Source organism: Streptomyces sp. NBC_01237 (assembly GCF_035917275.1).
In the GTDB taxonomy this organism is placed as follows: domain Bacteria; phylum Actinomycetota; class Actinomycetes; order Streptomycetales; family Streptomycetaceae; genus Streptomyces.
In genome coordinates this window covers 5240856-5254263 of record NZ_CP108508.1, presented here as the reverse complement: position 1 = coordinate 5254263, position 13408 = coordinate 5240856, and the positions used below count along the sequence as shown (strand labels likewise).

10 protein-coding genes are annotated in these 13408 nt (G+C 72.5%); 6 read left to right on the top strand and 4 right to left on the bottom strand.

Annotation, left to right across the window (positions count from 1 at the left end):
• Window positions 1-44: 44 nt before the first annotated feature.
• Window positions 45-1265 (bottom strand): amidohydrolase family protein, encoded by a 1221-nt coding sequence (locus tag OG251_RS23425; protein WP_326679003.1) that lies wholly within the window; start codon window positions 1263-1265, stop codon window positions 45-47.
• 261 nt (window positions 1266-1526) lie between these two features.
• Between OG251_RS23425 and OG251_RS23420 the strand changes: the two genes are divergently transcribed.
• Together OG251_RS23420 and OG251_RS23415 are read left to right on the top strand one after the other, a co-directional pair.
• The gene (locus tag OG251_RS23420; RefSeq protein ID WP_326679002.1) at window positions 1527-4484 is read left to right on the top strand and encodes an AfsR/SARP family transcriptional regulator; all 2958 of its coding nucleotides are present in this window, start codon (window positions 1527-1529) and stop codon (window positions 4482-4484) included.
• Window positions 4485-4688: 204 nt separating this feature from the next.
• Window positions 4689-4853 (top strand): hypothetical protein, encoded by a 165-nt coding sequence (locus tag OG251_RS23415; protein WP_198952980.1) that lies wholly within the window; start codon window positions 4689-4691, stop codon window positions 4851-4853.
• A 333-nt stretch (window positions 4854-5186) separates the two neighbouring features.
• Here OG251_RS23415 and OG251_RS23410 read toward each other — a convergent pair whose 3' ends face one another.
• Window positions 5187-6770, bottom strand: a complete 1584-nt coding sequence (locus tag OG251_RS23410) for a FadD3 family acyl-CoA ligase (RefSeq protein ID WP_326679001.1) — start codon at window positions 6768-6770, stop codon at window positions 5187-5189.
• Between the two features lie 103 nt (window positions 6771-6873).
• Here OG251_RS23410 and OG251_RS23405 point away from each other — a divergent pair, with 103 nt between their 5' ends.
• From OG251_RS23405 to OG251_RS23395, 3 genes are read left to right on the top strand one after another with little or no spacing between them, the layout of a single operon-like run.
• Window positions 6874-8022, top strand: a complete 1149-nt coding sequence (locus OG251_RS23405) for a lipid-transfer protein (protein WP_326679000.1) — start codon at window positions 6874-6876, stop codon at window positions 8020-8022.
• A gap of 1 nt (window position 8023) precedes the next feature.
• Entirely contained in the window at window positions 8024-8476 is a 453-nt protein-coding gene (locus tag OG251_RS23400; protein ID WP_326678999.1) for a Zn-ribbon domain-containing OB-fold protein, read from the top strand.
• A gap of 3 nt (window positions 8477-8479) precedes the next feature.
• Entirely contained in the window at window positions 8480-9262 is a 783-nt protein-coding gene (locus OG251_RS23395; protein ID WP_326678998.1) for an enoyl-CoA hydratase/isomerase family protein, read from the top strand.
• A 43-nt stretch (window positions 9263-9305) separates the two neighbouring features.
• On the opposite strand, the gene OG251_RS23390 is transcribed toward OG251_RS23395, so the two are convergent.
• A complete protein-coding gene (locus OG251_RS23390; protein ID WP_326678997.1) occupies window positions 9306-9854 on the bottom strand; it encodes a hypothetical protein in 549 nt (182 codons plus the stop codon).
• Between the two features lie 277 nt (window positions 9855-10131).
• Here OG251_RS23390 and OG251_RS23385 point away from each other — a divergent pair, with 277 nt between their 5' ends.
• Window positions 10132-10821, top strand: a complete 690-nt coding sequence (locus OG251_RS23385; protein ID WP_326681380.1) for a hypothetical protein — start codon at window positions 10132-10134, stop codon at window positions 10819-10821.
• Between the two features lie 156 nt (window positions 10822-10977).
• On the opposite strand, the gene OG251_RS23380 is transcribed toward OG251_RS23385, so the two are convergent.
• A complete protein-coding gene (locus OG251_RS23380; RefSeq protein ID WP_326678996.1) occupies window positions 10978-13359 on the bottom strand; it encodes a serine/threonine-protein kinase in 2382 nt (793 codons plus the stop codon).
• Window positions 13360-13408 lie beyond the last annotated feature (49 nt).

The following is a 13408-nucleotide window of genomic DNA, read 5'->3' as shown; positions in this document are numbered from 1 at the left end:
CGGGGGTGAGGGGCTCGGGGCCCCTCACCCCCGTTCCGCCCGGTTCACGGCCCCGCCCACAGCCCGTCGTCCGTCAGCCCCAGCAGGTCGATCGCGTTCCGGCGCACGATCCGGTCCACGATCTCCGCGTCCAGGTGCCCCATCTGCTCCTCGCCGACCTCGCGGGAGCGGGGCCAGGTGGAGTCGGAGTGCGGGTAGTCGGTCTCGTACAGGACGTTTCCGACGCCGATCGCGTCGAGGTTCTTCAGCCCGAAGGCGTCGTCGAAGAAGCAGCCGTACACATGCTCCGTGAACAGCTCGGACGGCGGCCGGTGGACCTTGTCGGCGACGCCGCCCCAGCCGCGGTTCTCCTCCCAGACCACATCGGCGCGTTCCAGGATGTACGGAATCCAGCCGATCTGGCCCTCCGCGTACATGATCCGCAGGTTCGGGAAGCGCTCGAACTTGCCGCTCATCAGCCAGTCGACCATCGAGAAGCAGCAGTTGGCGAAGGTGATGGTGGAGCCGACGGCGGGCGGGGCGTCGGCCGAGGTGGACGGCATCTTCGAGGAGGAGCCGATGTGCATGGCGATCACCGTCCCCGTCTCGTCGCAGGCCCGCAGGAACGGATCCCATTCATCCGTATGTATGGACGGGAGCCCGAGATGCGGAGGTATCTCGGAGAACGCCACCGCGCGCACGCCCCGCGCCGCGTTGCGCCGGACCTCCTGTGCCGCCAGCTCCGCGTCCCAGAGCGGGACGAGGGTGAGCGGGATGAGCCGGCCCCGCGCGTCGGGACCGCACCACTCCTCCACCATCCAGTCGTTGTACGCCCGGACTCCGAGCAGGCCCAGCTCGCGGTCCTTCGCTTCGGTGAACGTCTGGCCGCAGAACCTCGGGAACGTCGGGAAGCACAGCGCGGACTGGACGTGGTTGACGTCCATGTCGGCGAGCCGGTCGGGCACCGAGTACGAACCCGGACGCATCTGCTCGTAGGTGATGACCTCCAGCCTGATCTCGTCCCTGTCGTAGCCGACGGCGGTGTCCAGCCGGGTGAGCGGCCGGTGCAGGTCCTCGTACACCCACCAGTCGCCGACCGGCCCTTCGTCACCCTTCGCCCCCATCACGGGCGCGAACCTGCCGCCCATGAAGGTCATTTCCTTGAGCGGCGCCCGGACGATCCGCGGACCGGTGTCCGCGTACTTGGACGGGAGCCGGTCCCGCCAGACATGAGCGGGCTCCACCGTGTGGTCGTCCACCGAGATGATCTTCGGGAAGGTCTCCATGCGTACCACGGTAGCGTTGATCTGACGAACCGTCAGCTATCTGTTCGTGATCGGCACCCGGCTCGGTTCCCGAATCGTTGTCGAGGGCTTGTGCAGAGCGTCACCCGCTGCTGACGAGTCGGCCTAAAACAAGGCAGACTGTTGAGCGCGATACCAGCGGTACGGAGCAATCCGGATGCCCGTCACACATCGGCACACAGGCAGGCATTCCGACACAGGCACCAGAGCAGGACCGGCAGGCGAGCAGGACTGGGGGCATCAATGGACCGTCACCACGGGCCACGCGTGCGCGTGCCGGAGCAGCGCGCTCCGGACGAACCGGCGGCCGGTGCCGCGCTGCGGTTCGCCGTGCTCGGGCCCGTACGCGCCTGGCGCGGTGGCGAGCTGCTGCCCTCCGGTTCACCGCAGCAGCGGGCCCTGCTGACCGCGCTGCTCCTGCGCGACGGGCGGACGGCCACCGCGTCCGAACTCATCGACGCGATCTGGGGCGAGGAGCCGCCCCAGCAGGCGCTGGCGGCGGTACGGACGTACGCCTCCCGGCTGCGCAAGGCGCTCGGCCAGGACACGCTGGTCAGCGAGTCCGGCGGCTATGCGATCCGGACCCGGCGGGAGGCCCTGGACGTCAGCCTCGCCCAGGAACTGGCCACCGAGGCGGAGAAGGTCCGCGCGGGCGGCGACCGCTGCCAGGCCCGCACCCTGATCAACAAGGCGCTGAGCCTGTGGGACGGCGAGGCGCTCGCCTCCGTGCCCGGTCCGTACGCGGAGAACCAGCGCACCCGGCTGGAGGAATGGCGCCTCCAACTCACCGAGACCCGGCTCGACCTGGACCTGGAGGTCGGCTGCCACGCGGAGGCCGTCTCCGAACTGACCGCGCTCACCGCCACGCACCCGCTGCGCGAGCGGCTGCGCGGACTGCTGATGATCGCCCTGTACCGCAGCGGACGCCAGGCCGAGGCCCTCGCGGTGTACGCGGACACCCGCCGACTGCTCGCCGACGAACTGGGCGTCGACCCGCGCCCCGAACTGGCGCAGCTCCAGCGGCGCATCCTCCAGGCCGACGAGGAACTGGCCCGCCCGGCCGACGAACCGGCCCCGGTGTCCGCCACGCTCCGCCCCGCCCAGCTCCCCGCCACCGTCCCCGACTTCACCGGCCGCACCTCCTTCGTCGCGGAGCTGGGGGCCCGGCTCGCGACCGCCGAGGGCTCGGTCATGGCGGTGTCCGCGCTGGCCGGCATCGGGGGCGTCGGCAAGACGACCCTCGCCGTCCACGTCGCCCACCAGGCCCGTCCGCACTTCCCGGACGGCCAGTTGTACGTCGACCTCCAGGGCGCCGGATCCCGTGCGGCGGAACCCGAGACGGTGCTCGGCTCCTTCCTGCGCGCACTCGGCACCGCCGACTCCGCGATCCCGGACACCCTGGCCGAACGGGCCGCCCTCTACCGCTCGGCCCTGGACGGCCGCCGCATCCTGGTCCTCCTGGACAACGCCCATGACGCGGCGCAGATCCGCCCGCTGCTCCCCGGCACGGCGGGCTGCGCGGCGCTGGTCACCAGCCGGGTCCGGATGGTCGATCTGGCCGGTGCGCACCTGGTGGACCTCGATGTGATGTCCCCCGAGGAGGCCCTCCAGCTCTTCACCCGGATCGTCGGCACGGAGCGGGTCGGCGCGGAGCGCGAAGCGGCCCTGGACGTGGTGGCCGCCTGCGGCTTCCTGCCGCTGGCCATCCGCATCGCCGCCTCCCGGCTGGCCGCCCGCCGCACCTGGACGGTCTCCGTCCTCGCCGCCAAACTCGCCGACGAGCGCCGCCGCCTGGACGAACTCCAGGCCGGCGACCTCGCCGTCAAGGCGACCTTCGAGCTCGGCTACGGCCAGCTGGAGCCCGCCCAGGCCCACGCCTTCCGCCTCCTCGGCCTCGCCGACGGCCCGGACATCTCGCTGGCCGCCGCCGCCGCCCTGCTCAACCTGGAGCCCCACGCGGCGGAGGACCTGCTGGAGGCACTGGTCGACACGAGCCTGCTGGAGTCGGCGGCACCGGGACGCTACCGCTTCCACGACCTCGTACGCCTCTACGCGCGTGCATGCGCGGAGCGCGACGAACAGCCGCCGGAGGAGAGGGAGAAGGCGCTGTCACGGCTGCTGGACTTCTACCTCGCCACGGCGGCCGGGGTGTACGCGCTGGAGCGGCCGGAGGACCGGCTGGTCGACCATCTGGAGCCCACGGTCCACGCGGGACTCACCTTCGCCGGCCGCCACTCGGCGCTCGACTGGCTCTACGCGGAGGCGACCAATCTGCTCGCCTGCGTGTGCCAGGCGTCCCGCCCCGCGACGCTGCGCCGCGCCGTCGACCTGCTCTACGCCGCCCTCGACCTGGGCGAGTCCGGCGCGAACGCGAAGCAGTACGAGGCGGCCGCGCTGACCGTCCGCGAGGCGGCCCGGGAGTGCGGCGATCCACGGGCGGAGGGCCGCGCCGTGATGTCCCTGGCCAACGCGCACCAGCTGGCCGGGCGGTTCGACCACGCGGACCGCGAGGCCCAGGAGGCGATGCGGCTGGCGGACGCGGTCCAGGACCTGCTGCCCGCCAGCTGGGCGGCCAACGCCCGGGGGATCATCGCCCTCTACCAGAACCGGCACGCGGACGGCGAGGAGTTCCTGAGCCAGGCCATCGCGGCGTTCCGCAGCGACGGGAACCGTCCGGGCGAGGCCAGTGCCCTGTGCAACCTGTCCCGGATACATCTGGCCACCGGCCGGACGAGCAGCGCCATCACGCTGGCCCGGTCGGGCATAGAGATCTACGACTCCCTCGGCCACGCGCTGCGCGGGGCGAACGGCCGCTACGCCCTGGGGATGGCACTGACCCAGAGCGGACAGTTCGCCGCGGCGACCGCCCAGCTGACGGAGGCACTGGAGATCTTCCGTGACAGCCGTCAGCGGCTGTGGGAGGGCATGGCGATGTTCCGGCTGGCGGAGGTGGACATCGCGTCCGGCCGTCCCGCACAGGCCGCCCAGTACTCCGAACTCGCGCTGACCGTCCTGCGGGGCATCGGTGGCGAATGGCGGCGGGGCAACGTCCTGACCGTCCTCGGGCGCGCACTGTCCGGAATCGGGCAGACCGGCCGCGCCCAGGTCTGCTGGCACGAGGCGCTCACCATCTACGAGGAGCTCGGTTCTCCGGAGGCCGACGAGGTCCGGTCGCTGCTGGCGCCGGCCTCCGCGTCCTGACAAACGCGGGCGTTCATCGTTCGTTTATCGCCGCCCGGCATTGTCGTACCTGTCGATCCGTCGCGTCGGGGGGCAGACGGGGCGACAGTGGCCACCCACTAAGGTGAGCGGCCCGATGAGGCCCGTCCGGCAGTCCACGGGGGAACAGCCGGACGGGCCTCGCCAACCCATAGCGCACAGCGCGGAGAGAAGGAGTTGACCATCATGGCCGACGCCAAGAAGCAGGACCCGATCTTCAAGCCTGCGGACCAGCACGCCACCGGTGAGCCCAAGACGCCCATCACGACGCAGGACCAGCACGCGACGGGCGAAGAGATCACCACGCTGGACCAGCACGCCACGTCGGAGCCGTTCAAGCCGGCCAAGTAGGACTTTCTGCCCACGGGGACGGGGGAGTGGCCGCGGCGGCGCGGAGGGGGAGCCGTCGCGGCCGCTGCATGTCCGCGTACGGGCGGCGCCGGGGCCCGAGGACCGTTCCGCGGCTCGGGCCCGTTCCGTGCGCGCGCCACAGCCCCCGGACCAGGAACTCGTGGCCGTGCCGACCTGCCTCCCGCAGCGGCCTGATCGCCTCGTCCGCGACATCCTCGGTGACCGGTTCGACGACGACGCCGCACATCGCCCACTCCCGGACGGGTCGCCGGATCCTGCCGTGATGCGCCTCGATCAACGTGACGGAACGGCCGCCGGACTGTCACCGCACGGTCAGCGGCGCGCGGGACGCGAGCCCTGCTCGCCCCTCCCCCGCAGCTCTCGCTTCACCACTTTGCCGCTCGCGTTGCGCGGCAGCTCGGTCACGAACTCCACCGACCTGGGCACCTTGAAGTTCGCCATCTCGCGCCGTGACCAGGCGATCAGGTCGTCCGCGGTCACCGTCGCCCCCGGCCGCCGTACCGCGTACGCCTTGCCGACCTCGCCCAGCCTCGGGTCCGGGACGCCGATCACCGCCACGTCGGCCACGTCCGGGTGGAGGCCCAGGAGCTGTTCTATCTCGGCCGGGTAGGCGTTGAAGCCGCCGACGATGAACATGTCCTTGATCCGGTCCGTGATCCGGAGGTTGCCCGCCTCGTCGAGCACGCCCACGTCGCCGGTGCGCAGCCAGCCGTCGGGGGTGAGCGCGGCGGCCGTGGTGTCCGGATCCTCGAAGTAGCCGTGCATCACGTGGAAGCCGCGCACCAGGACCTCGCCCGGCTCGCCGGGTCCGGCCAGCACGCGGATCTCCGTACCGGGGATCGCGCGGCCCGAGGTGGTGGCGATGACGTCCGCCGGGTCGCCCCGGCGGCACATCGTGACGATGCCGCTCGCCTCGGAGAGGCCGTACGCCGTGAGGACCGTGGAGATGTGCAGTTCGGTGCGCAGGCGTTCCACCAGTTGGAGGGGGACGACGGCCGCACCGGTCACCACCAGGCGCAGGGCGGAGAGGTCGTGCGCCGCGCGGGACGGGTGGTCCAGCAGGGACTGGTGCAGGGTGGGCGGGCCCGGCAGGACCGAGATGCGTTCGGCGGCGATGTTGGCCAGCGCCGTGTCCACGTTGAACACCGGCTGCGGGACCATGGTCGCGCCCCGCATCAGACAGGCGATGATCCCCGCCTTGTAGCCGAAGGTGTGGAAGAACGGGTTCACGATCAGATAGCGGTCGCCCTCGCGCAGCCCCGCCAGGTCGCTCCAGATCGCGTAGCACCGCAGGGTCTGGGCGTGGGTGATCACCGCCCCCTTGGGGCTGCCCGTGGTGCCCGAGGTGTAGATGATGTCCGAGGGGGCGTCGGGAGCGATCGCGTCGGCGCGGGCGCGCACCTGCGCACCGGACACCCCTTCGCCCGCCGCCAGGAAGTCCTTCCACGTGACGTAGTCGTGCGGGGCGCTGTCCGCGAGCACCACCACCGTCTCCAGGTGCGGCAGTTCGACGTCCGAGCGGCGCAGCGAGGCGACATAGGACGTACCGAGGAACGTGCCCGTGACGAAGAGCAGTTTCGCGCGGCTCCGTTGAAGGATGTACGCCGCCTCCGTGCCCTTGAACCGGGTGTTCAGCGGCACCAGCACCGCCCCCGCCGTCACCGCGCCCAGCGCCGAGACGATCCAGTCCAGGGTGTTCGGGGCCCAGATCGCGACCCGGTCCCCCGGCTCCACGCCCGAGGCCATGCACGCGGCGGCGGCCCGCTCCACGCGCTCGCCGAGTCCGGTGTACGAGAGACGGGTGCGGCCCTCGACCACCGCCTCCAGATCGCCGTACCGTTCCGCCGCCGCCCGTACCAGCTTCGGGATGCTTCCCCACTCCTCGTCGCCGCGCATCGCACGCCCTCCCGCCGAACCGAACCGCAGTAGCTGACTATCCGTCAGATTAGCTGTAGCCTCGGGCGCTGTCAGCAGTCAGGACGTTCCGGGAGGTGCACGGGTGGCGACGCTCAAAGACGTGACAGCGATAGCCGGCATCGGACAGACGGCCTTCGCGAAACAACTCCCCGAGTCCGAGAAGACCTTGGCCTGCCGTGCCATCGTCGCGGCCCTCGACGACGCGGGCATCGACGCCTCGGAGGTGGACGCCTTCGCCTCGTACACGATGGAGGAGACCGACGAGGTCGAGGTCGCCAAGGCCGTCGGGGCCGGTGATGTCACCTTCTTCTCCAAGGTGGGCTTCGGGGGCGGGGGGTCCTGCGCGACCGTCGCGCATCTCGCCGCCGCCGTCGCCACCGGGCAGGCGAGCGTCGGGGTGGCCTGGCGGTCCCGGAAGCGGGGCTCGGGGCCGAGGCCCTGGAAGAACACCGCCGTGCAGCTGCCCACCCCCGCCCAGTGGACCCGGCCGTACGGGCTGCTGCGGCCCGCCGACGAGATCGGCATGCTCGCCCGGCGGTACATGCACGAGTACGGGGCCACCCGCGACCATCTCTTCAACGTCGCGCTCGCCTGCCGCAACCGGGCCAACCAGAACCCGGACGCGATGATGTACGAACGGCCGCTGACCCGCGAGATGTACATGACCTCCCGCTGGATCAGCGAACCTCTCTGCCTCTTCGACAACTGCCTGGAGACGGACGGGGCGCTCGCCTGCGTCATCGTCTCCGCGGAACGCGCCCGCGACTGCCGGCAGAAGCCCGTCCTCATCCACTCCGTCGCCCAGGGCCTGCCCGCCCAGCACCACGGCATGGTCAACTACTGGAACGAAGACCCGCTCACCGGCCCCGCGTGGACGGCGGCGCGACAGCTGTGGAAGCAGGCCGACTTCGGTCCGGACGACGTCGATGTCGCCCAGATCTACGACGCGTTCACTCCCCTCATTCCGCTCTCCCTGGAGGGCTACGGCTTCTGCGGGCGCGGCGAGGGCGCCGCGTTCACCGAGGGCGGGGCGCTGGAGAGCGGCGGCCGGCTGCCCATCAACACCGGGGGCGGCGGGCTCAGCGAGGCGTACGTCCACGGCTTCAACCTCATCACCGAGGGCGTCAAACAGCTGCGCGGGACCTCCACCGCCCAGGTGCCGGACGCCGCCACCTGCCTGGTCACCGCGGGTGAGGGCGTGCCCACCTCCGCCGTTCTGCTGAGGAGTTGAGATGCCGACACCGGATTCCGCCCTTCTGCTGCCCGTCGTCGACGAGGACGGGGCACCGTTCTGGGAGTACGCCGCCGCCGGTGAACTCCGCGTCCAGTCCTGCGCCGCCCCCGGCTGCGGCGAACTCCGCTTCCCGCCCCGGCCCTGCTGCCCGCACTGCCAGTCCTTCGACAGCGAGTGGCGGGCGATGAGCGGGCGCGGCCGCATCTGGTCGTTCGTGCTGCCGCATCCGCCCCTGCTGCCCGCGTACGCCGAACAGGCCCCGTACAACGCGGTCGTCGTGGAGCTTTCCGACGCCCCGCACATCCGGCTGGTCGGAAACGTGGTCGCCGGGCCCGACGCGCGACTGGACTCCGTCGATCCGGGGCGGCTGCGGATCGGGGCGGCGGTCCGGGCCGTCTTCTGCCCGGTCACGCCGGACGTGACCATGGTCCGCTGGCTGCTGGAGCGCTGAGCGATGGCGCTGCGCACCGAGACGGACAAGGGGAGCAAAGTCGCCGTCGTCACCCTGGACCGGCCCACGAGGCTCAACGCCATCGACCTGGCCACCGCCGGTGAACTGGCCGCCGCCTGGCGGGCGTTCCGCTTCGACGAGGAGGTGCGTGCCGTCGTCGTGACCGGAGCGGGCGGGCGCGCCTTCTGCACCGGGATCGACCGGGGGGCCGAGGTCCCGCAGCCCCCGTCCCCGTACACGATCGACGATCCGCTGCTGGCGATCGGCCCCAAGGCGAACGACCTGTGGAAGCCGGTGATCGCGGCCGTCGAGGGGATGGCCTGCGGCGGGGCGTTCTATCTGCTGGGCGAGGCCGAGTTCGTCATCGCGTCCGAGGACGCGACCTTCTTCGACCCGCACACGACATACGGCATGGTCAGCGCGTACGAGGCGATCGCCATGGCCCAGCGGATGCCGTTCGGGGAGGTGGCCCGGATGTCCCTGATGGGCACGGCCGAACGGGTGACGGCCCGCCGGGCGTACGAGACCGGGCTGGTCAGCGAGGTCACCGCGCCCGGCGGCGCGCTGGCGGCCGCGGTACGGGCGGCCACCACGATCGCCTCGTACCCGACGGCCGCCGTCCAGGGCACCGTACGGGCGGTGTGGTCCGCGAAGGAGGCGGCCCGCGCCCAGGCCATGGCGCATGCCCCGCACCTCATCGCGCTCGGCAACCTGGCGCCGGAGCGGCAGGCCGAGCTGTTCGAGGGACGGAGCAGGGGCGGGGACGGGGCTCCCCGGTTGCGGTGAGCCGGTGGCGTTCCGCGGTCGCGGTGAGCCCGCCCGTCCGTCGTCAGGGGCGCGCCACCGCCGTGACCCGGCAGCGCTTCACCTTGGACACCTTGCGGGGGCTGTCCATGCGCACGGTCAGGCTCTTGACGTCGCCGTAGCCGAGTGTCGTGGTGGTCTCCGCGGAGTCGACCTCACGGCCGGCGGCGTCCAGGAAGGTCACATCGATCTCGTACGTCTGATCCGTGCCGGCGGCCTTGGACCTGATCTCCACGACGGACGAGGTGACGGCCCTGCGCTTGCCCTTGCGGGGCTGGGCGCAGCGGATGACCCGGACGTCGGGGGCGTCGGACGCCGTGGTGCCGGGGGTGGGCGTGCCGTAGTCGGTTCCGCCGGAGGAGCTGCTCGACGAGCTGTCGTTGTCGTCGTAGTCGTCGTAGTCGTGGTTGCTCTTCTTGGAGCTGGAGCATCCGCCGCCGCCACCACCCGAGCTGCTGCTCTTGCCACTGCGGCTCTTTCCGCCCTTGCCCCCACTGGTGGAGGTCGAGAACCCGGTGAGCGCGAGCACCACCACGACCAGCACCGCCGCGAACTTCATACGCTGCCGCATCATCGATGCAGCCCCCCTTGAGTTGTCACCGTCTGCTTGCCGGCCGTCTCCGTACCGCCCACAGCATGGCGGCCGAAGACCCATGACCAAGTCATGACCCTGTCACGGTCCCGTCATGGTCTGTGTGTCGGGGTGACCGGTGCGTGAGGGGCGGGGGTGACCGGCGCCTGTGTGGCGGGGGTGATCGGCCGGGCGTAGCGTCGGCCGGGGGTGGGGCGCGGAGGCCGTCGGCACGCGCCGCACGCACCGCACACGCGGCAAGCGCCGCAGGAGGCTGATGATGATCCGCAACGTCCTCGGCTCCGTCGTCGCCCTCATCGGAGCGGCGGGCGCCGTCCAGAGTCCCTTCAGCGAGTGGTACAACAGCCGGCTCGGGCGCGACTACCGCGTCCAGGACCTCTTCGGCGGCATCACCACCACGTCGTCCGGGGTCATGGTCTCGATCCTGCTGCCGTTCCTGTTCGCCGCCCTGGTGGTGATCGTCGGGGTGATCCTGCGGTCACGGCTGCTGGTGGCGTTCGCGGGCGTGGTGGTGCTCGGCTTCACCGTGCTGTGGATGGTCCGGCAGGGGCAGGCGGCGGGCAGCCTGACCGTGTCCGGGGACGGGTCGGGCCTCCGGATGGGGGTGGCGAGCGCCGCGGCGGGCGGGGTGCTGATCCTGCTGGGGGCGCTGCTGATGTCGGGGCGGGTGAAGAAACCGGCCGGGCGGCATGCGGCCCCCTATCGTGCGCCCGGGGAGGACCACCCGGACACCTGGCCGCCCACGCAGGAGCCGGGGATGTCCGCGCAGACGACGCCGTGGCCGGAACCGGAGGCGGACCCGTACACGGGCCCGGACCCCGGCGCCCCGCACGACCCGCCCTCCCGGGGCGCGGCTCCGTACGCGGACCCGGACCAGGACACGGCTCCGCATCCGGTGCATCCGGAGCACGACGAGGGGCACGACCCGGGCCGCCCGCCGCGGAACTGAGACCGCCGCCGTTCCCTGCGCGCGGGCCCGGTACCGTCCCTGCGCGCGGCCCTGCTCCGTCCCTGCGCGCGCGGCCCTGCTCCGTCCCTGCGCGCGGCCCTGCTCCGTCCCTGCGCGCGGCCCTTCCGGCCCCTGCGCACAGGCTCTGTTCCGCCCCTACGCGCGGGCCTTGTTCCCCGTGCCCGTGCCCTTCAGCGCGTCCAGCGCGTACACGCACCGGTCCTTGCTACAGGCGTAGACGACGCCCGCCTGCGCCACCGGTGAGCCCGTGATCTCGCCGCCCGTGGCGAGCTTCCAGCGCAGCTGACCGCCCGCCGCGTCCAGGGTGTAGAGCACATGGTCGGCGGAGCCGAAGTGCACCCGGCCGTCGGCGACGACCGGGGAGCCCACCACGTCACCGCCCGCGGCGAACCGCCACTTCGGGGTGCCGGTGACCGCGTCCAGGGTGTACAGCGCACTGCCGCTGCCGACGTGCACGTTCCCTGCCGCGACCAGCACGGGCTCGATCGACTGCCGGGCCTCCGTGGCGATCCGCCAGCGGTCCTTGCCGGTCGACGCGTCGAGCGCGTACACCGTGCCCAGGTAGTCGGCGAGGTACACCCCGCCCCCGGTGACCGCGGGGCCCGGAGCGAAGGCGGGCGGCGAGAGGAAGACCGCGGGTGACTCGAAGTGCCAGCTCACCCGGCCCGAGGCCGCGTCGACGGCCAGCACCCGGGTTCCCGCCGCGACATAGACGTAACCGTCGGGAGCCGGGGTCACCCGGACCGGGACACCGCCGCAGGAGGCGGCGTCGCCGATCGGGTACGACCACCGCTCGCGGCCGGTACGGGCGTCCACGGCCCGCAGCCGGGCGTCCTGCCACAGGTAGACCGTGCCGTCGTGTATCGCGGGCCCGGCCTCCGACGTCTCGAAGTCCGTCTGGAGGCCCGAGGACTCCCACAGCTTCTCGCCGCTGGACGCCTCCCACGCCTGTACGCCGCCACCGCGGGTCCCCGTCAGGACGGTCCCCCGGTCGGCCTTCAGGGAGTACACCCAGGCATCGGTCCGGAGCCGCCAGCGTTCGGCGCCGCTCGTCGCGTCCAGGGCGTAGAGGGAGGGGCCGTCCGAGGCATGGATCCGGCCCCCGTCGACGGCCATCGCCCAGGCCACGTCACGGGTCTTGAACTGACGGCGGCCGTTGCCCACGTCCAGCGCGTGCACCTCGAAGGACGTCACGTACAGCAGGTCCCCGGAGACGATGGGCGTCCCCCACACATCGTTCGACATGCGAAAACGCCAGGGCCGCCAGCGGTCCGGCGCCGCGGGCGCCGCGTCCGGGGCGGGTGCCGGGGCCGGCACCGGGGCGGTCGCGCCGTTCAGACCGGCGGGCGGCCGGACCCAGCCGGTGGCCGCGGCCGGATGCGCGGCGGCGGCGCCGCGGCCCTCCCCCGCACGCGGCCCGGGGCCGATCGGCACCTTCGCCCCGGCGAGCCGCACCGGGCCGCCGTCGGGCAGCGGGGACGAGACGGGGGCGGGCGAGGAGAGCGGGGACGGGGAGCGCAGGTCGGCGCCGCTGCGCCAGCCGGTGTCCGGGGAGCGCGGCGGGCGCGGGGGCGGCGGCGGTGCGGCGACCGGGGCGGGCGCGGCAGGCGCGGCGGTGCGCCCGCCGCCCCGGCGCCGCTCGATCATCGCCGTGGCACTCACGGGCAGCCAGGCCGACGCCGTACCGCTGTCGTCGCTCCCGGAGGCGAACAGGTGCGGTGCGAGCTGGGCCTGGAGATCGGCGGGGCTGGGCCGCAGCCCGGCGTCCAGCTGCATGCAGGACTCGATCAGCGGGCGCAGGTCGTCGGGCAGGCCCTCGGTGTCCGGGCCCTCCCGCAGCAGCATGAACACCGTCTCGACCGGGTTCGCCCCGTGGAAGGGCGCATGGCCGGTGGCGGCGAAGACCAGCGTCGAGCCGAGCGAGAAGATGTCGCTGGCCCCCGTCACGCTGCGCGAGTCCCGCGCCTGCTCGGGCGACATGTACGCGGGCGTGCCCACCGCGACGTTCGTCATGGTCAGCCGGGTGTTGGAGACCCCGGACGCGATGCCGAAGTCGATCACCCGGGGGCCGTCCTCGACGACCAGGACGTTGGACGGCTTCAGGTCGCGGTGGACGAGTCCGGCACCGTGGATGGACTGGAGGGCCTCGGCGATCCCGGCGGCCAGCCAGCGCACCGCCTGGGTCGGCATGGGCCCGCACTCGTTCACTATTTCTTCGAGGGAGGGGGCGGGCACATAGGCGGTGGCCAGCCAGGGCACCGCGGCCCGCGGGTCGGCGTCGACCACGGCGGCCGTGTAGAAACCGCTGACGGCGCGGGCGGCCTCCACCTCACGCGTGAAGCGGACCCGGAACAGCTGGTCCTCGGCGAGCTCCGTACGGACCGTCTTGATCGCCACCCGCCGGCCGGACGCCGAGCGCGCGAGATAGACCAGCCCCATGCCGCCGGCACCGAGCCGTCCCAGCACCTCGAACGGGCCGATCCGCCTCGGGTCGTGCTGCGTCAGCTGTTCCACCACTTGCCTGCCACCTCCCCGTACGGACCTCAGGAACAGAAGCCCGCGAATT

What these genes read in the sequence shown, in the direction of transcription:
- OG251_RS23390 (WP_326678997.1), bottom strand. Translation starts at nt 9,854, where the DNA reads ATGATGCGGCAGCGTATGAAGTTCGCGGCGGTGCTGGTCGTGGTGGTG.
- OG251_RS23385 (WP_326681380.1), top strand. Translation starts at nt 10,132, where the DNA reads ATGATCCGCAACGTCCTCGGCTCCGTCGTCGCCCTCATCGGAGCGGCG.
- OG251_RS23420 (WP_326679002.1), top strand. Translation starts at nt 1,527, where the DNA reads ATGGACCGTCACCACGGGCCACGCGTGCGCGTGCCGGAGCAGCGCGCT.
- OG251_RS23400 (WP_326678999.1), top strand. Translation starts at nt 8,024, where the DNA reads ATGCCGACACCGGATTCCGCCCTTCTGCTGCCCGTCGTCGACGAGGAC.
- OG251_RS23395 (WP_326678998.1), top strand. Translation starts at nt 8,480, where the DNA reads ATGGCGCTGCGCACCGAGACGGACAAGGGGAGCAAAGTCGCCGTCGTC.
- OG251_RS23410 (WP_326679001.1), bottom strand. Translation starts at nt 6,770, where the DNA reads ATGCGCGGCGACGAGGAGTGGGGAAGCATCCCGAAGCTGGTACGGGCG.
- OG251_RS23425 (WP_326679003.1), bottom strand. Translation starts at nt 1,265, where the DNA reads ATGGAGACCTTCCCGAAGATCATCTCGGTGGACGACCACACGGTGGAG.
- OG251_RS23415 (WP_198952980.1), top strand. Translation starts at nt 4,689, where the DNA reads ATGGCCGACGCCAAGAAGCAGGACCCGATCTTCAAGCCTGCGGACCAG.